General features: G+C 38.5%; 20 protein-coding genes and 2 riboswitches. Of the genes, 5 read left to right on the top strand and 15 right to left on the bottom strand.

Annotated features, from left to right (window positions below; genetic code table 11):
* Positions 1 to 16: 16 nt before the first annotated feature.
* The gene (locus ACAN52_RS06575) at positions 17 to 517 is read right to left on the bottom strand and encodes a hypothetical protein (protein ID WP_378953720.1); all 501 of its coding nucleotides are present in this window, start codon (positions 515 to 517) and stop codon (positions 17 to 19) included.
* Between the two features lie 272 nt (positions 518 to 789).
* Between ACAN52_RS06575 and ACAN52_RS06570 the strand changes: the two genes are divergently transcribed.
* The 5 genes from ACAN52_RS06570 (at position 790) to metA (ending at position 5,064) form a co-directional block, all read left to right on the top strand.
* Positions 790 to 1,242 (top strand): hypothetical protein, encoded by a 453-nt coding sequence (locus tag ACAN52_RS06570; RefSeq protein ID WP_378953719.1) that lies wholly within the window; start codon positions 790 to 792, stop codon positions 1,240 to 1,242.
* A gap of 53 nt (positions 1,243 to 1,295) precedes the next feature.
* Positions 1,296 to 1,601: a hypothetical protein gene (locus tag ACAN52_RS06565; protein ID WP_378953717.1), complete on the top strand. Its 306-nt coding sequence runs from the start codon at positions 1,296 to 1,298 to the stop codon at positions 1,599 to 1,601.
* A gap of 274 nt (positions 1,602 to 1,875) precedes the next feature.
* Complete coding sequence (bioB, locus tag ACAN52_RS06560; RefSeq protein ID WP_378953716.1) at positions 1,876 to 2,862, top strand: biotin synthase BioB; 987 nt, start codon at positions 1,876 to 1,878, stop codon at positions 2,860 to 2,862.
* Positions 2,863 to 2,891: 29 nt separating this feature from the next.
* Positions 2,892 to 3,881, top strand: a complete 990-nt coding sequence (bioB, locus tag ACAN52_RS06555) for a biotin synthase BioB (protein ID WP_378953714.1) — start codon at positions 2,892 to 2,894, stop codon at positions 3,879 to 3,881.
* An 88-nt stretch (positions 3,882 to 3,969) separates the two neighbouring features.
* Positions 3,970 to 4,070: riboswitch (SAM riboswitch) on the top strand.
* Positions 4,071 to 4,146: 76 nt separating this feature from the next.
* Entirely contained in the window at positions 4,147 to 5,064 is a 918-nt protein-coding gene (gene metA / locus ACAN52_RS06550) for a homoserine O-succinyltransferase (protein ID WP_378953713.1), read from the top strand.
* 61 nt (positions 5,065 to 5,125) lie between these two features.
* On the opposite strand, the gene ACAN52_RS06545 is transcribed toward metA, so the two are convergent.
* The 14 genes from ACAN52_RS06545 to ACAN52_RS06480 all read right to left on the bottom strand — a co-directional run bounded on the left by ACAN52_RS06545 (position 5,126) and on the right by ACAN52_RS06480 (position 18,991).
* Complete coding sequence (locus ACAN52_RS06545; RefSeq protein ID WP_378953711.1) at positions 5,126 to 5,461, bottom strand: hypothetical protein; 336 nt, start codon at positions 5,459 to 5,461, stop codon at positions 5,126 to 5,128.
* A 69-nt stretch (positions 5,462 to 5,530) separates the two neighbouring features.
* Positions 5,531 to 6,868 (bottom strand): YeiH family protein, encoded by a 1,338-nt coding sequence (locus tag ACAN52_RS06540; protein WP_378953710.1) that lies wholly within the window; start codon positions 6,866 to 6,868, stop codon positions 5,531 to 5,533.
* Positions 6,869 to 7,034: 166 nt separating this feature from the next.
* Positions 7,035 to 7,844, bottom strand: a complete 810-nt coding sequence (larE, locus tag ACAN52_RS06535; RefSeq protein WP_378953708.1) for an ATP-dependent sacrificial sulfur transferase LarE — start codon at positions 7,842 to 7,844, stop codon at positions 7,035 to 7,037.
* Between the two features lie 147 nt (positions 7,845 to 7,991).
* A complete protein-coding gene (locus tag ACAN52_RS06530; protein WP_378953707.1) occupies positions 7,992 to 9,284 on the bottom strand; it encodes a homocysteine synthase in 1,293 nt (430 codons plus the stop codon).
* A 69-nt stretch (positions 9,285 to 9,353) separates the two neighbouring features.
* Entirely contained in the window at positions 9,354 to 9,737 is a 384-nt protein-coding gene (locus ACAN52_RS06525) for a DUF2292 domain-containing protein (protein ID WP_378953705.1), read from the bottom strand.
* Positions 9,738 to 9,886: 149 nt separating this feature from the next.
* Positions 9,887 to 9,989, bottom strand: a riboswitch (SAM riboswitch).
* Between the two features lie 182 nt (positions 9,990 to 10,171).
* Complete coding sequence (locus tag ACAN52_RS06520) at positions 10,172 to 11,056, bottom strand: cysteine ABC transporter substrate-binding protein (RefSeq protein WP_378953704.1); 885 nt, start codon at positions 11,054 to 11,056, stop codon at positions 10,172 to 10,174.
* Positions 11,057 to 11,078: 22 nt separating this feature from the next.
* On the bottom strand, positions 11,079 to 11,831 hold the full coding sequence (locus tag ACAN52_RS06515) for an amino acid ABC transporter ATP-binding protein (protein WP_378953702.1): 753 nt from the start codon (positions 11,829 to 11,831) through the stop codon (positions 11,079 to 11,081).
* Between the two features lie 10 nt (positions 11,832 to 11,841).
* Entirely contained in the window at positions 11,842 to 12,519 is a 678-nt protein-coding gene (locus tag ACAN52_RS06510; protein ID WP_378953701.1) for an amino acid ABC transporter permease, read from the bottom strand.
* Entirely contained in the window at positions 12,500 to 13,165 is a 666-nt protein-coding gene (locus ACAN52_RS06505) for an amino acid ABC transporter permease (protein ID WP_378953699.1), read from the bottom strand. Before ACAN52_RS06505 ends, ACAN52_RS06510 begins: the two co-directional genes overlap by 20 nt.
* A gap of 185 nt (positions 13,166 to 13,350) precedes the next feature.
* A complete protein-coding gene (locus tag ACAN52_RS06500) occupies positions 13,351 to 14,550 on the bottom strand; it encodes a threonine synthase (RefSeq protein WP_378953697.1) in 1,200 nt (399 codons plus the stop codon).
* Between the two features lie 258 nt (positions 14,551 to 14,808).
* The gene (locus tag ACAN52_RS06495) at positions 14,809 to 15,522 is read right to left on the bottom strand and encodes a lactate racemase domain-containing protein (RefSeq protein ID WP_378953696.1); all 714 of its coding nucleotides are present in this window, start codon (positions 15,520 to 15,522) and stop codon (positions 14,809 to 14,811) included.
* 10 nt (positions 15,523 to 15,532) lie between these two features.
* A complete protein-coding gene (locus ACAN52_RS06490) occupies positions 15,533 to 16,390 on the bottom strand; it encodes an ABC transporter ATP-binding protein (RefSeq protein WP_378953694.1) in 858 nt (285 codons plus the stop codon).
* 119 nt (positions 16,391 to 16,509) lie between these two features.
* Complete coding sequence (gene cysK, locus ACAN52_RS06485; RefSeq protein WP_378953693.1) at positions 16,510 to 17,439, bottom strand: cysteine synthase A; 930 nt, start codon at positions 17,437 to 17,439, stop codon at positions 16,510 to 16,512.
* 37 nt (positions 17,440 to 17,476) lie between these two features.
* Complete coding sequence (locus ACAN52_RS06480; protein ID WP_378953691.1) at positions 17,477 to 18,991, bottom strand: nitrogenase component 1; 1,515 nt, start codon at positions 18,989 to 18,991, stop codon at positions 17,477 to 17,479.
* Positions 18,992 to 19,002 lie beyond the last annotated feature (11 nt).

Genomic DNA, 19,002 nt, shown 5'->3' with positions numbered 1-19,002 from the left:
TAACCTCCAACAACGATCATTCAGGAATTGTAAGATCGTGAAATGGCAATTTTGTTTCTTCTCTGGCATTTTTCAAATGTTGAAAGTAAATAGGGCTAATCCATTCTTTCTGCATGGCGAGCGTATGTAACGACTCTAGTGAATTGTTCACAATCTGCTCAGCTTGTTTTTTTTCAATCCATTCTCCCAGCAAAACAACAACTTGCTTCAAATCCCATTCATCCCAAAATACCCGTCCGTACAACAAAGCAACTTGCTGGCGTACTTCCATTTCTTCAATGAAAGCTAATTCTTTCAATAATAACCTTTTATAAGGCGTTAAAAACAACGGTCTAACTTGGGTGACTCTTTCTGCCATCTCAGCAGCTTGTATTCGAATATATGGATTTTGATGTAATATCCCTCGCACTACGGCATCAAATATAAGAGGATCAGCGGCTGCGACCTCCACTATTTTTTCTAATAAATTCTGGGTTTCTTCATTATCTTCACATAATATTTCCCATGGTATTAACAAAAATCGCCAACTCCTTAACTATGATTTTAATCTTCATCTTATCTATCATACTGAAATTCACTTATTAACTCAACTATTTTTTCAATATACTTATTATTAGTATGTACCGTTTACCACATTTTCTTTGGATGACCTCTTAACTCAACATAATTGAACGTCTAAATTTATATTTTTAAAAATTTAATGGATACTCAGTCGCAAAAAGTGTACAAGACCATACAAAATAGGTATACTAGTGTCATATCATTAAACAATATAGGGAGAATCACTTCATGCAGTTTCGCAAGAAAAAAACATATGAAGACATTTACAAGTGGCGTCGCAGCCAGAATGGTACATGTTTTTATTGCTATGAGGACAAAGCCGTAGCAATACCTCTAGTAGGTAACAAAGGCATTTGTCAAGAATGTCTAGACCACTTTCGAATTGGTCATGTTGGCACCGATCGCCATCTTATCACTCATTTGACCAAAAGCACTCGCAGTCATGATGAGACAGTCTTATGGTTACGAAAACATGGTATCAAACTAGCACCTGCCGGTTATAAGGATGGCGTGCATTCGTATATGGCAATTAATAACCCAGGAATTTTTGATCATTATCATGATATCATTGATGGATCTGCTGATCTGAATACGGTAGACAAAAAAACAGCTCTGAAGATCATGGATAGCTATACTGATATTGAAATATTTAAAGATGGCGACATTCGAATCAGTTATTAAGAAATGTATCACTTATTATGAAGCTAGGAATTTTAAAGGGGGACTATGACCTAATGGAAAGAACTGAAACTAAAAATGCTGAACCAATTAAAATGTGTGATGCTGCTCTCATTGAAGATATGAAATTAGCGGTTGATATTGAACGATTACCAACTGAATTCACATTTGCCGATATCGAAGAATGGATCAAAAAAGACCAAGTAAAAAAACTTGATGGTACACCTTATCCTGAGCTATCTCACGAATTATTACTTAATTATTCACTTCATACACCAATCACCAAAAAGAGAAAACAAAAAGTATTATATTCGACGCCAAATGGTCGCCTATTTTCATTTAATCCTTTTAAACCCGTTTAAAATCAGCCGTACCATCTGAAAGAAAGACTTGATGCATTGATGAAGTGCACCAAGTCTTTCTTTGTAATTGATAAACTTACTCAGTTAAGATACTTCATGTTATCCTTACCAGAAGATTAAATTTAAAGATTGAAAAATGTATTTTACAATCTTTGAAAAAAGTAGTAAAATACATTTATTCAAATCGTTAACCATTTATTTTTAATTAGTTAACATTAAATTTACCATCTCTAACTCAACAACGTTTTATATGGTAAATACAAGGAGGCTAGACATGGATTATCGTGGCATTATTGCCCTTGGAGAATACATATTACAAGGCAATCAAATTAGTTATGAAGATTCCCTTGAGCTAACAACAGTAATGACTGATGATATTCCCCTACTTGCGGCTTTTGCGAATAAAATTCGCCAGAAGTTTACTGGTAATGAGGTTGACATGTGTGGATTGGTGAGCGCACGCTCTGGTATGTGTTCAGAAGACTGTAAATTTTGCTCCCAATCTGTCTATCACTCTACCGATGCCCCAGTTTATGACTTACGGAGCACTGCAGAAATTACCCACTCTGCTCAAAAAGCCCAGCAAGAAGGGGCTAAACGGATCAGTATTGTCACGAGTGGTAAAGGAATGGATCATGATCCAGATTTTCAAAATATTATTACAGCAATCGAATCGATTATGGATAAAACAGATCTAAAAGTTTGCGCTAACCTTGGTACCTTGACCCTTGCCCAAGCGCATGCATTAGCAGCTAGCGGCATCAAACGATACGCTCATAATTTAGAAACGAGCAAAAATTTCTATCCTTTTGTATGCACAACTCACTCTTATGAAGAACGTTTAGCAACGATTCAAGCTGCGAAAACAGCTGGTATGGAACTTTGTACTGGTGGAATTATTGGTATGGGTGAATCTTGGCAAGATCGTGTTGATTTAGCTTTTTCTTTGCGAGAACTAGATGCAACTTCTATTCCAATCAATATTCTTAATCCAATTAAAGGAACTGCCTTTGAGGATGTCACTCCTCCAACACCTTTAGATATTATCAAATCCTTTGCTATTTTTCGTTTTATTTTACCTAATAAAATCATCCGCCCCGCTGGCGGCCGTGAGCTAAACCTACGAGATATGCAAGGTCAACTTATGCTTTCAGGAGCAAATGGACTTATTATTGGCAATTATCTAACCTTCAGCGGTCGCGATTCTGCAGCAGATTTTCAAATGGTACAAGATGCAGGCTTAGTCCCAGCCAAATTTTAAAAGACTAACTAATAAGAGGAGGAATTACCATGACAAACTATGATTTAATTTTTTCATTAGGCAAAAAAATATTAAATGGCAATGACATTACTTTTGATGAGGCAATGGCTTTAACAACAATTGAGGAAGCAGATATTCCAATGCTGCTAGGCGTAGCCAATAAAATTCGCGAGAAATTTACAGGTTCTTATGTTGATACATGCCAAATTCTCAATGCTCGTTCAGGCGGCTGCTCTGAAAACTGTAAGTTTTGTGCCCAATCTGTCCATCACGATGTGGATGTGGATGTATATCCTCTCATGAATGAAGATGATATTATCAAAGCTGCGCAAAAAGCCGAAGCCGATCATGCTTACCGTTTCTGCGTCGTAACATCTGGCTGTGGTATGGAAGGCGATCGAGATTTCGCAAAAATCACCGCTGCAATTGAACGAATTGGCACTGAAACCTCCCTGCAACGTTGTTGTTCACTTGGAACACTCCAAGAAGACCATGTAAGTGCTTTAAAAGAAGCAGGTATTACTCGCTATCATCATAACTTAGAAACAAGTGAAAGTTATTTTAAAGAAATCTGTACAAGCCACACCTATCAAGAACGTATTGATACAATCAAACGTGTAAAAGCCGCTGATATTGAAGTGTGTTCCGGTGGAATTATCGGTATGGGCGAAACATGGCGTCAACGCATTGAACTGGCCTTCACCCTTAAAGAATTAAACGTAGACTCAATTCCCATTAACGTCTTAAACCCAGTTAAAGGCACAGCGCTGGAAAATCAAGAAAAACTAAATCCTATGGAAATTTTACAAACTTTTGCCATTTTCCGTTTGATTCTGCCAACCAAAATTCTTCGTTATGCTGGCGGCAGAGAACGCAATCTAGGCGAACTCGTTCCTTTAGGTTTTTTATCTGGTATCAACGGTATGCTGATTGGCAACTATCTAACAACACAAGGACGCGGTGCTGATAAAGATATACAAACGGTCAACGATCTAGGACTTAAATTGCTTGAAAATTAATCCTTAATGAAATTATAATCCATCAATTGAATTTCACTTTGACTTTACTGATTGCTTATGATATTATAATAAAAAAATAAATAATAAACTCTTATCTAGAGAGGTCGAGGGACTGGCCCTATGACACCCGGCAGCCGGCAGCAATGCAACGGTGCTAATTCCAGCAGGAGTAATCCTGAAAGATGAGAGGAATGTGCGGTTTAAAGAGCCCCTTTCCTCGGAAAGGGGCTCTTTTACATACAAAGAAAAAATGGAGGAATACAACATGCCAATCAAAATTCCCAATAACTTACCGGCTACTAATATCCTTGAAAGCGAAAACATCTTTGTCATTCATGAAAACCGGGCTTATACACAAGATATACGTCCTCTTAGAATATTAATTTTAAATCTAATGCCAATCAAAATCACAACTGAAACACAACTTCTTCGTCTGCTAGGTAACTCACCTTTACAAGTAGAAGTCGACTTCATGTATACGGCTACCTATTCACCTACAAATACCTCTCAAGAACATCTCATTAAATTTTATGAAACATTCGACGATGTAAAGGATCGTAACTATGACGGTATGATCATTACAGGTGCACCTGTCGAACAGCTTCCTTTTGAGGAAGTTGCCTATTGGGATGAATTGTGCAAAATCATGGAATGGAGTAAAACCCACGTATATTCGACTCTCCACATTTGTTGGGCTTCTCAAGCTGGACTCTACTATCATTATGGCATTCCAAAGTATGACCTTGCTCAAAAAATATTTGGAGTTTTTCCTCACCAAAAAAGCTGTACACAACCGATCAAATTATTCCGTGGTTTTGATGATATCTTCCACGTTCCTCATTCTAGGCATACTGAATTTAAAAGAGAAGATATTGAGAAGATTCCAGAACTACACATTCTTTCTGAATCTGAGGTCTCTGGTGTTTATGCCGCTGCCGATCTAAAAGGCCGACAATTTTTCATCGCAGGTCATTCGGAGTATGATCCTCTCTCCCTCAAAGCTGAATATGACCGTGATCTTGCCCAAGGCCTCTCAGTTCAAATCCCACAAAATTATTATCCCAATGATGACCCGACACAACCACCAGTTGTTCTTTGGCGTAGTGCAGCCAACCTGCTTTTTTCTAATTGGCTGAATTACTATGTTTACCAAGAAACACCTTTCGATCTTTCCTTGTTATAATAACCTGTATGATAGAAGTCTGTCTCCCATCGGTAAAAAAACCGATGGAAGACAGACTTCTTTACATAATTCCCCATTTTCGTCCATATTCTAGAAAGATTTGAAATTCTTGATCATGGAATCCATTCTCAAGTAGGTATTCCTTTGCTTCTTGAGCTTCCATCACTGATGAATCAGCAAAAATAGCATTTTTATGAAAACTAAAAGCAAATCCCTTTACCGCAAGCAATTCCATCATTAAAGCAACCCGTTCTGCTTTATGTTGTAATTGAAGACCAAAATCCCTTACAGATCGGGCATCAACCTCATGATTCTTAGGAAAATGACCAAAAAATACAGGTTCTTCCACTGGTTTTAGAATAATACGAGTCATATGATCTACCATTGATTTTTCCATGATTTCTCCTTTAATGCCGTGGCAATCTAATCTTTTAGTCATTTTTTTAGTTTCATGAAGTTTAAATCATTAGATATTCATCCAATAATTTACAAATAATACGTTTGATAACCAATAACCAAGAGGAACATTAATCAATACACCAATTGCAAAGGCGACTAGCGGCTTCCAGCCGAAAGAAGTTAACTCACGAAAACGAGTCGTAAATCCAATGCTTAAAAAAGTCCACGTAAATGCCCAACCACGCAAAGTCTTGATGTAACCTAACGCCTCTTTTGAAAAAGTCGATGCAGTTTTAGGTTCTATCATCGCAAGCAGCACAGTAATAAAGATGGATGCTGCAAAAAAACCAATGATAAATTTGGGAAAGCGGCGCCAAATTTCCCCTTTATCAATACGCTCAGCGGTAGCAGAATTTTTATTTTCCCACACTGTCACTGATAAAAAAGCAACCATAATGGCCCATATGCCGACAAACATATCACGACCAACAATTTTCATTAGTGTAAAGGTTTTAACAGCTCTTTCATCCCCCATAGCCTCCGCAGCCGCAAAACCAGCGGCATCTGCAAACTCCGACGTACCAATCCAGGCTCCCGCAGGACCAGCAGCCATACCCAATTGCTTAGCCCACAAAGGAAGTACAAAAATCATTACAACAGCCCATACAATTACCATGGAAATGGCTACTGAAACATGTTCCTTTTTGGCACGGCATGCACCACCAATTGCAATCGCAGCCGATACACCGCAGATGGACCCACCCGCTCCTAAGCAAGCAGCAAAACGTTGGTCCATACCGAATAAACGAGTTGCCGTAAAATAAATCACCCCAAAAGTGCTCACAGACACAATTGTCGCTTGCAAGATTGCTAAGGGACCTGCTTGCATAATAATTGTAAAGGGTAAGGTCGCTCCCATAAGAACAATACCCGTTTTTACGTAGTATTCAGTTTTTAAGCCTGCTTGAAACCACTTGGGTAAAGTCACAGCATTCCCAATGAGCAGACCGACGAGCAAAGCAAGTACTGGTGTCTCTAGCTGCCAATCTTTGACAAATTTATTAGAACCCAAAATAGAAACAATGATTGATATCATATATAATGCGGTAAAACCTGCAATAAAATGTTTTACATTATACCCCATCACACGGGCGCCAATTGAAAAAGCAACTAAAAAAAATCCATATAATATAAAAAGTCCAGAAATATTTTTACTAAGCCCTTCAGTCACTTTACTTACATCATTCGACCATCCAGGAATACCAACTGCCATTGACTTAAATACTCCGATCGCTCCACCAAAAAATGCAATCGTAATCCCGAATACAAGTCCCAAAGCAATGATAATTGCCCATGTATCTTCTCTTTGATACCAAGGAAGTGTTGCTTGTGTTGTACCTGCCATTAAATCATCTCCTTATTTACTGTGAGTGATTAAAAAATAAAAAAGGCCTCGGACGCCCCCTATAAAGGAGACATCTTCGGCCTTTGGTTTTTCCAATCAGCTCTCGATATTGATTTTTTTTAGTATATCACCAGTATTTTCATCTGTCAATCTAAATGAAAAAATACTATATATTGGCATTCATACTTCCCATGCGGTAACCCGCTAAATCGAGAGTTACGTAAGTGAAACCGATTTCTTTCAGCCCTTCCTCAAGTATATTGGCAATTTCAGGAGCAGCAAGCCGTTCAATGTTTTCTGGCGCCACCTCAATCCTTGCAATATTGCCATGATGCCTAACCCTAACTTGTCCTGAACAAAACCTTTTTACCAATTCTTCGGCCATCTCAATTTGCTTAAGCCTCTCGGCAGTCACAGGAATACCATAGGCTACACGAGAAGATAAGCAAGCTGCGCTTAATTTATCCCAGGTCGGCAAATTCCATTCTTTTGAGATCTCCCGAATTTCCCCCTTAGTAAGACCCACTTCAAGCAAAGGACTTCGAACTTTTTCAAGTTCTTCGACAGCTTTGATTCCTGGGCGATAATCGGATAAGTCATCCGCATTTGATCCTTCAAGAATCCAGTTATACCCATGTTCTTTGGCCCAAGTGGCTAACACTGAAAAACGTTCTTTTTTGCAATGATAACAACGACTCGTTGTATTCTCTACAAAATCAGGACTATTTAATTCACTAATGTTTAAAAGGATATGCTTAATACCAATTTCTTTCGCAAGTAAAATGGCTTCATCTTTTTCACTTTCAGCCAAGGTTTCTGAAAAAGCAGTCACAGCGACTGCTTTTTCTCCCACAGCACGGAGTGCTGCTGCTGCCAAAAAACTACTATCCACACCACCTGAGAAGGCTACTACTACACTACCAAATCCACTCAATAACTCATGAAGCTCTTTGATTTTCTCCTTATTTTCTCCCATGACTTAATCCCCTTTATCTTTATTTCAAAGCGTCCCTCGCTTTTGTAACTGCATCTTCATTAAATATAGGAAAGGCTAAGGAACCCCCACAAATAGGAGGCACCTTAGCCTTCATTTATTATGATCAGCTAAATGATATTAAAATTTTTATACAGATTTACTGGCCTCTAATGCTTGCGCTAAATCTTCAATGATATCCCGGACATCTTCAATCCCAATGGACAATCGAACCATATCATCTGGTGCCCCAGCACTAGCCCGTTGCTCAGCAGTAAGTTGAGAATGAGTCGTACTTGCGGGATGGATGACCAAGGACTTGGCATCCCCTACGTTTGCAAGCAAGGAAAATAAATTCAATGAATTGATTAATTTCCGACCAGCTTCCAATCCGCCTTTAATACCAAAGGTAAAAATAGAACCTGCGCCTTTTGGCAAATATTTTTGTGCTTTTTCATAATCAGCATGGCTCGCCAGACTTGGATAACTGACCCAACTGACCTGTTCATGTTTTTCAAGATATTGAGCAACAGCCAAGGCGTTTTCAGCATGACGCTGCATACGAAGATGAAGAGTTTCTAGCCCTTGCAGAAATGCAAAACTATTGAAAGGACTTAAACAAGCACCTAAGTCGCGTAAAATTTGTACTCTCAGACGAATGATATAAGCTAAAGGTCCAAGAGCCTCTGTATATTTTAAGCCATGATAACTAGGATCTGGTTCACTGAGCAGTGGGAATTTGCCATTATTCCAGTCGAATTTTCCACTATCAATGACCAGCCCGCCCATTGAAGTTCCATGTCCACCGATAAATTTCGTCGCTGAGTGAATGACAATATCAGCACCAAAGTCGATTGGGCGACAGAGATAAGGAGTTGCAAAGGTACTATCAACAATGAGAGGAATACCATGCTTATGAGCAATTGCAGCCACCTTTTCAATATCAAGGACATCAATTTTAGGATTACCAATGGTTTCTGCATACAAAGCCTTAGTATTCGGCGTAATGGCTTTTTCAAAATTAACAGGATCACTGGGATCAACAAAATGCACTTTAATTCCTAGGCGAGGCAGGTTATAAGCAAACATATTATAAGTTCCACCATACAAAGTAGAGGAACTAACAATTTCATCTCCCGCTTGGGCAATATTGAAAATCGCTGCACTGATGGCTGCATGTCCTGAGGCAAAAGCCAAAGCGCCTACTCCACCTTCTAAAGCTGCGATCCTTTTTTCTAGTACGTCTGTCGTTGGATTCATAAGACGGGTATAAATATTGCCACTTTCTTTTAGCTCAAATAAATTGGCCGCATGTTCACTATCCCTAAAATTATAAGCTGTCGTTTGATAAATAGGCACTGCTCTTGATCCTGTAGTTGGATCTGGCTCTTGCCCTCCATGCACAGCTAATGATTCAAACCGCAAATTTTCTGGTAATGCCATTATAACACCCTCCATTTTTTGTTGATCTATATTACTAGCCTTCAGTTGACTGATCAGCTTGTTCTTCGTTTATATACCATCACCATAGAGGCCCACCAAGGCAGCAAACCGCTGTTTTTCCGTACGATCAATTTGAATGATCCGACCTTCTTTAATTACAATCACAACTTGCCCATATTCCATATTTTCAAAAGCTTCTAAAATTCTCGCCCTCACCCCTGGAATATCACAATTTTCTTTTAACCCTTGCGGTAGTTCGCAACTTTTTCCATTTAATTCCGCTGGCCTAATTTTTTCATTTCTTTCGATTTGCACTAAACGCGAATCTTGATAAATTAAAGCAACATTTCCATGAAACGTATTGTTCAAGATGGTCATAATCTGATCCATGGCACAAGGACTAACAGCATTTTTTTTTGATTTTAGTACTGTTTTATTCTCTTTTGGTAACATATAAACACCTCTACAGTCATTATTCTCAAAGAAAACTTGGCTTGCACCAAGCCTTAGTTGCCCTTGCTTGTAATCGAGAAAGTGTTATACTTTCTGATTCCAAAAATATCCCCTTTCCGAAGAAAGGGGATTCATCTACAATCGCCTTTCTCTCATCTTACAGGAAAGCTCCTGCTGGAATTAGCACCTCTGTGCAATTGCACTGGTTGCCGGGTGTCATCGGGCCATTCCCTCGACCTCTCTGGATAAGAGTAGTATGCTATTAATTTTATTATTGATAATAACATGATGCTTTATCGGTGTCAATGCTTATTAATAAATCTGTTTATAAAGAAAACTTGATTTTAATCAAGGCTCAGCAGAGAGTAAAGTCTTATAATAACGAAGGCTGTGAAGTTGAGTTCCCTTCACAGCCTCTAGATTCCCAAATCAGCTTATTTTAATTTTCCACCTTCGATAACAATATCTTCTGGGTTAAGAGTTTCTCCATACACAGGTTTTAAGGTTGCATCATAAGCTTTGTGAACAAAATTTTCTTTACCAAGAGTTTCTAATTCTGTGTTAATCCAGTTTAGGAGTTCTGCATTACCTTTTTTAACAGCAGGCGCGATGGTATCAAGACTACCTAATGTTGAAACACCTACATTAAAGCCTGCATTCTCCTTTGCCCACGCAAATAGTAAAGTATTATCATTAGACAAAGCAACGCCACGTTTATCTTTCAAAGCCTCAAAGGATTGTGTAATTTGATCAAATTTTAATAATTCTACATCTGGATGATTTTTGGTGAAATAAGTTTCAGCAGTGGTGCCTTTAACCACAATCAGTTTTTTACCTTTTAGTTGATCGACAGAAGTAATCTGCTCACCAGATGGTGACACGACACCAAGAGCAACTTTCATGTACGGATTCGCAAAATCAACTTTTTTCTTTCTGTCTTCAGTAACCGTGAAGTTTGCTAAAATAAGATCCACCTTATTAGCCTCAAGGAATTCCACTCTGCTCGCTGGTTCAGCTAATACATACTCAATCTTGGATTCATCACCAAGAAGATCTTTCGCAAATCGTTTGGCAATATAAACATCAAATCCTTGATTTTTGCCATTTGCATCCACAAAACCAAATGGAGGTTTATCACCAAATACACCGATTCTGATTACCCCACGTTTTTTGATGTCTTCAATGCTCCCCTTGGCAACTGTCTGCTCCGTTTTGGTATCAGGTGTTTTTGTAGTCGTTGTTGAACCGCAACCTGCTAATACTCCAACTAGTGCCATGGCACTCAATGCAACTGCTACTATTTTCTTTAAATTTTTCATGTAAAACTCTCCTTTTTTTTAATTAATATTGAAATATATTTAAAAATTGCCGGGCACGTTCGGTTTTGGGCGTTGTGAAAAATTCTTCTGGACCGGCAATTTCACAGACTTTCCCAAAATCAACAAATACGATCCGATCGGCAACAGATCGGGCAAATCCCATTTCGTGAGTAACAATTACCATGGTCATTCCTTGTTTGGCAAGGCCTAGTATGACATCGAGAACCTCGCGTACCATTTCAGGGTCAAGAGCTGCTGTTACTTCATCAAAAAGCATAATTTCTGGATTCATGCACAAAGCTCTCACAATCGCAATCCGTTGCTTCTGTCCTCCTGAGAGCTGGCGTGGATACGCATCTTTACGATCCAGTAAGCCTACGCGGTCAAGTAATTGTTCGGCTTGTTTCATGACTTCATCTCTGTCTCTATGTTGGACTTTTTCAGGACCTAACAAAATATTTTCAATCACTGTCATATGAGGAAACAAGTCATAGTTTTGAAAAACCATACCGATTTTTTGACGAATGTGTTGCCATTCTACATCCTTTTGTGTGAGGCTATGACCATGAAAAGTAATATCACCGCCTTGAATTTCTTCAAGGCCATTAAGGCAACGTAGAAAAGTACTTTTACCACAACCAGATGGACCGAGAATAACGACTACCTCTCCTTGATGAATGCTCAGATCAATCTGATCTAAGGCAATTTTTCCATCATATTCCTTATATAAGTTTTTTACTTCAAGCAGCACTTGATTATTTTCTTTATTAGCCATAACCTCTCCCCTAACGTTCCCATTTCATTTCTAGTTTTTTTGACCATTTTGATAACGGATAACAAATCATGAAATACAGGATAAAAATAAAACCATAAATCCAAAAAGAAGCCGTCGGAGTCTTCAAAGTTGACCGTTCAATGATTTGTTGTCCGACTTTTACTACATCAATCACACCGATCATAACAACTAGGGATGTGGTTTTTACCATTCTTGTTGCTAAATTAATGCCTCCAGGTAGCATACGCCGAATGGCTTGTGGTAACAAAATATACCGATAGATACCCCAAAAATTAAGACCAAGAGCTTTGGCTGATTCGATTTGATGTCGTGGCAAAGATTCTAATGCCCCTCGTACAATATCGCCCATTTCCGCAGCCCCCCAGAGACTGAATACAACAACGGCAACCACTTCACCACTAATATGAATATCAAAAATTCTTGTAACCCCAAAATAAACAATAAATAACCAAACAAGAATGGGAATGATTCGAAAAAATTCTAAATAAATCCGATAGAGATAACGTATGATCTTTGACTTCGATGTTGTAAGTAGGCCTAATAAGATCCCCAGTACCGATCCAATCACAATAGAAAGAAAAGCAATACCAGCTGTCATCAGTAAGCCACCAAATAACCGCTCTAAGTTAATTCCTTCAAAAAGGATATTAATTCCCAAATTCTGCATATCGCACCTTCCTTTCCAACCAGTTCAGGCATAGAGATAAGGGTAAAATCATCATCAAATAAGCCGTAACCAGCATGAATAAAGACTCAACAGTTTGGTAGTACATCCCGATTAAATCTTGTGTTAAATTCATGAGATCGGGTATCGCGATCGCTCCTACGATGGATGTTTCTTTTAACAAAAAAATACAATTAGCACCCACTGCAGGTATTGTAACCGAAAATGCTTGTGGTAAAATAATATATCTAAAAAGCTGAATTTTCGTTAGCCCGATACTAAGGCCAGATTCAATTTGTATTTTGCTGACTGATTCGATGCCACCACGGAATGCTTCTGCCATATAGCTTCCACCCAGAAATGATATACCAAGAATAGCACAAGTATTTTCACTCATCGTCAGACCGAATTTAGTAAAACCATAGTACAAAAAGAATAATTGGATCAACAAAGGTGTATTACGAGAAACTTCGATGTACACCCGTACAAGTTTTTCAATTCCCCTTACCCGATAATATAATATAGCGCTACATAAAAGCCCTAGGATCAATGATACTACAATTCCTCCCGCAGCAAGTTTCAAAGTAAGCCAAGCTGCTTTTTGATATAAGGGTATATTACTGATAATAAATTCCCAATTAAGATTCATGAATTCACCTCCTACTTTCTATTATTTGATTTGTTCTAATCTCAAATTGATAACCAATCATAAATAAATAAAAAAGGCCAAAGTATCCCCTAAGAGGAAACTTTAGCCTTCAGTGTTTCTGACCAGCTATGTTATGTATTTATTAAAAGGATACAATATAATAAATTCCGTGTCAAGAGGATCTTTTATAAACTATCACCAGGTTGTAAAGTAGGTACACTCACTTTAACCGTATCTGGATATTTTAGTCCACTACCAGTATTCAGCATAACTATTTTCTCATTCTCTTGGATCCAACCCGACTTCACTAACTCTTTAACAGCTGCTAAATTAGCTGCACCTTCTGGACAAATAAAGAGTCCTTCTTGGCTTGCCAATTCGGCTTGATTGCTGAGAATTTTCTCATCAGATATCGCGATTGCGCACCCACTAGTCTGATAAAGAGCGTCTAATACGAGGAAATCTCCGAGCGCTTTTGGAACTGTGATACCAAAGGCGACTGTCGTAGCATCAGACCAGAAATCCGATGCTTTTGCATTTTCTTGCCAAGCTTTTACAATTGGAGCACAACCTGTAGCCTGCACAGCAACTAAACGCGGCATTTTATCGCCAATCCAACCAATTTCACGTAGTTCTAACAAAGCTTTATAAATACCAATTAAACCTACGCCGCCGCCAGTAGGATATAAAATGACATCTGGAACTTCCCAATTAAATTGTTCAGCAATTTCAAGCCCCATAGTCTTCTTACCTTCAATCCGATAAGGTTCTTTAAGGGTCGATGCATCCATCCATCCATATTTATCAACGGCACCGGCTACTATTTTACCAGCATCGCTGATTAATCCGTTTACCAAATACAATTGAGCCCCTGCAATTGCACACTCATTACGAGTAATCATCGGCGCATCAATTGGCATAATAATATTCGCTTCAATACCGGCTTTGGCTGCATAAATAGCCCATGCTGCGCCAGCATTTCCATTTGTCGGCATGCCTAGTTTTTTTACGCCAAGTTCTTTGGCTCTTGAAACTCCAACGGCAGCCCCTCGAGATTTAAAGGTACCACCTGGATTCATTCCTTCATCTTTCAAATAAAGATCAGATAACCCTAGTTTTTTTCCGAGTTTCTTAAGATGAAGCAAAGGCGTCATTACCTCACCAAGAGAAATGACTTCTTCTGGATTTGAAAGAGGCAGTAATTCTCGATATCGCCATAAATTTTCCCTACGACCAACTAAATCTTCTTTTTTCAATTTTCTTTTAATCTCAGCAAGATTGTATCGTACCAATAAGGGCGCACCACAAGCAGTACACAATTGAACAAGTTGATTATGATCATATTGAATATTACATTTTGGACATTCTAAATGAGTTACATACATTTAAATCCCTCACTCTAATTTTTTTGCTCTTAGTCCTGTTTTTTAAGCTAATCTTTGTTTGAAAAAATTATTTTTATTTCTTTGGGGTACTAAATTACAAAAAAAACAAGACTAAAAGTATTGCAAATACTCTTAGTCTTTGGTTATTCCAATCAACTAATGTTTCTATTATTCCCATGTATTAAATATATGGTACATCACAATTATGAATTTGTCAAATAAGATTACTTCATGATCATTCTAATCAATATTTTTTTACTATAATCCCTGACTTGTTACCAGTTTAATATGTGTTATCTCATGATATGGATTTTCAATGACGGCAATACCAAACAAAAAAGTGGTTGCTTGAATTATAAATCTTGCAACTTCAGCAATATTTTCTGAAATATGGGTTGAACCATAAGAACGGCACATAGAAACGCTACTTTGTTTACCTAAACCGATGGTTATCCGTCTCCTTAGTCCACTCTTGTAATCACTAGAAAATCCGCCATGGAATTTAGTGCGATTCAAAACGATAATTCCATCAGCCTCATAGGCATAGCGATCAATAAATACAGGTATTCCTTTTGGTGACTCACCAATCAAAATTGTTTCCATTGTAGAATAGATAGGAGCTCCAATCTCTTTCTCGGTAATTCCTATCTTTTTCAAAACATCTCTTTGTTCATCAGCTGAAAGTCCTCTCCCATTATCGATTGCAGGTACGATAAAAGGCTTAGCACCCGCTGATCTTAGCCTAATGATTAGTAATTTAACCATTTCAACTAGATTGTTTGTACCCTGATTGGCAACTGCCACTGCAATCCTTTGTCCTGGAGCAATTTTCGCCCAAATTTCCAAAGCATCAATTTCTTTAGCTAGCTCTACTTTTACATCGAGCATATGCATGTTTTCTCGTAATTGTTTCCCTTGCAATACAGAAGGCAAAGGAATGATACGAGTTAGATTATTTTTAGTAACAATCATAATTTTTCTCCTATAAAGCTGCTGATGTGGATATAGATTCCGCTACATCGATATCTGGAAGTTTTTTGTCCGCAGTGGTTGGTTCATTTTGCAAAAGTTCCCAAATTTTATGCCGATACCAGCCAAATTCAGCAGATGAACGAATACCATCGCGAGGACGTGGCAGGTTGATGTCAATAATCTCTTTAATGCTACCAGGATTAGTTGACATCACTGCTACTCGATCGGCTAAAAATACGGCTTCATCAATGCCATGGGTAACGAATACAATTGTTTTTTTTGTTTTTTCCCAAATCCGCAGTAGTTCTTCTTGCAATGTTTCTCGCGTCTGGGCATCCACTGCTGCAAAAGGTTCATCCATCAATAAGACTTCAGGATCATAAGCAAGTGCCCTAGCAATCGCTACGCGCTGTTTCATCCCTCCAGAAAGTTCATGAGGATAGCGATCTGCAAACTTCTCTAATCCAACCAATTCAAGAAATTTTTGACTAATTTCAACCCTCTGGTTTTTTGGAATTTTCTTCACTTCTAGACCAAACTCCACATTTTTTCTAATGGTTCGCCATGGAAAAAGTGCGTACCCTTGTAGTACAATACCTCGATCTAAAGCCGGTCCTGTGATGAGTTTGTCATCAATAAATATTTCACCTGAACTCGGTTTCGCAAGGCCAGCAATCATATCGAGAAAAGTTGATTTTCCACAACCACTTGGTCCGACAATGGCTAAAAACTCCCCTTTATTTACAATGAGATCCAACTCTTTAATCGCTTGAAACTCCGTCATTTTCCCATCTGAATTGTTTTTGATATGATAGATGCGATTGATATTACGTGCAATAATTTTAGGTGATTTTTGTTTCGTTGACATATGACTCAGCTCCTTCATAAATAATAATGTAAAAAGGTCAAGTTCCCTCTTTGGGGAACTTGACCTCTAGTTTCTTAGTCAGACAAGTTATGATTTCTATTGAACTATTTTAAGGAAATTTAATTGTCTTGAAAAAGCACCGTACTAAGATATCTCTCCCCTGTATCTGGCAATACTGCTACAATTAATTTCCCTTCATTTTCTTGGCGTTTCGCAATCTGCAATGCCGCAAATGCTGCAGCCCCCGAAGAAATCCCCACCAAAATACCTTCTTCCTTTGCCAGGCGCCGTGCTGTCTCTAAAGCTTCCTCATTTTTTACTTTATAAATTTCATCGACAATAGGAAGATTTAATACGTTTGGTACAAATCCTGCGCCAATGCCCTGAATTTTGTGTGGACCTGGCTGACCTCCGGAAAGAACAGGAGATTCAAAAGGCTCTACAGCAATGATTTGAATAGCTGAATTATGTTTTTTGAGCACCTCGCCTACACCCGTAATGGTACCACCAGTCCCCACACCAGCCACGATAATGTCAACTCTACCATCTGTATCTTTCCATATTTCTTCAGCAGTAATTGCACGATGAATCTCTGGATTGGCTGGATTATTAAATTGCTGAGGAATAAAAGAATTAGGAGTTTGCGCTGCGAGCTCTTCCGCTTTGCGGATTGCTCCTTTCATCCCTTCAGCACCTGGACTAAGTACTAATTCTGCGCCATAGGCTTTCAATAAGTTACGCCGTTCTACGCTCATGGTATCAGGCATTGTCAAAATCAATCGATAGCCTTTTGCAGCAGCGATAAATGCTAAAGCAATCCCCGTATTACCGCTCGTCGGTTCAATAATGACCGTACCGTCTTTTATCAATCCTTTTTCTTCAGCATCCTTGATCATACTAAAACCAATTCGATCTTTAATACTGCCACCAGGATTAAACGATTCCAATTTAACAACAACTTCAGCTTTTACTCCGTAAGAAACTTTGTTGATTTTAAGTAATGGGGTACTACCAATTAATTCCGTAATATTGTTGGCGATTCTTGACATAAAATTCACTCCTCTTATTTTTCATTATCCCTTCATACTAATTATTTCCTTCATCAATGTAAGAAAAAGCATCCTTTTCATACCAGTTTTCAAAGTAAGGAAGTTTCGTATTTTCGCCCAGATTGCGATTAAATGAAGGATTTCGCAGCACTCTGGCTAAACGCCGGGCAAATTCAAATACCCCTGTATAACCGAGGAAAATATTACTTTGGTGGAAGATTGGTAAAACAGGAATCCCCTGTTTTCCTGCCCAGCCATTGTTGTTGACATGACCGACATACAGGTCTGGTTGCAAATTGGCAAGCAAGTTGGCCTGTTCAAATGGCTGTCCAGTGGCTACATTAAATGGAACCTTATCACTTTCTGCGACCTCTTCGAGCATTTCATCGGCAAACTGATCATAATGATAAGCACGCATACCCACGACTTTGAATCCAAGGTAAGTCAGAAGTTCAGCATTCGCAACAACACGAATTTCGCCACCACCAATTACAACTCTTTTTCCCTTAAACAATGCGCGATATGGTGCCAATGCTTCTTCGAGCAATTTTGTTTCTTGTTCAATAAATCGCTGAGCCTCTTCTTCAAGACCAAAGAATTTGGCAATGTCCTCAATCCAACGGTTTGTATATTTAACACCGATTGGAATGGTACGAAGGATAAAAGGAATATTATATTTAGTTTTTAAATGCTCTACGAAATAATCGTCATGAGTCGCACAAATACTCACATTGAGTGCTGCCTCAGTGGCCTTGAGAAAATCTTCAGGATGTGCATAACATGGCAATATGTTTAAATTTAAATCCAGCGCTTTTAGCAGTCTTACCAATTCATACTCGTCAACTCGACTCATCGATGAAACATTAAGCACATTTACCGTACGACTAATCCGATATTTTTCTTTTAATTCTTCAAATTCATTTTTATTTTCGTGCTTAGCTACTGCTTTTTCATCTAAATCTGGTATCAGATTCCTGAGGATTCCATGATAGACGGCATCATAAGCACTGGCCATGATTTTGGTCTTGAAACCTTCGCAATGGACAGGTACAATTTTAGCCTCTACTTCACCTCGCACTCGTTCAATCACACTATCAATATCATCACCAATAATGGCTGGTACACAACTATTTACAATGATAATGGCACCAGGGCGAAATTCTTTCTCAGCATATAAAATGGCTTCTCGTAAATTATTTTCACCACCATTAATAACTTCTGACTCGCCCATGTTAGTATTTACCCATATCAATCCTCGGGCGCTGCTATCTCGCAATTGCTGGAAATTTTTATTAACGCCAGCAACAGACAAACTAGCTCCACCGCAACCAAGAGGTCCATGAACAATCACTACTGCATCACGAATAGTGTTTAAAATGGCTAGACTCAAATTTAACTGACAACCTTGCGTTTGAGAAAAGCTCCGTTTAATCCCATTTAGGCAACCTTTTTTGGATTGATCCACCAAATTATCACATGATCCCCCGTATGCATTACAAGCTCTTAAACGATCTTCACGCACTGGAGGCGCTTTATCTTTTATATAATCCATGTCAACTTCTC

It is taken from the genome of Pelosinus sp. sgz500959 (assembly GCF_042610375.1).
Classification (GTDB): domain Bacteria; phylum Bacillota; class Negativicutes; order DSM-13327; family DSM-13327; genus CTSoil-075.
This window is presented reverse-complemented; position numbering and strand designations above follow the sequence as displayed.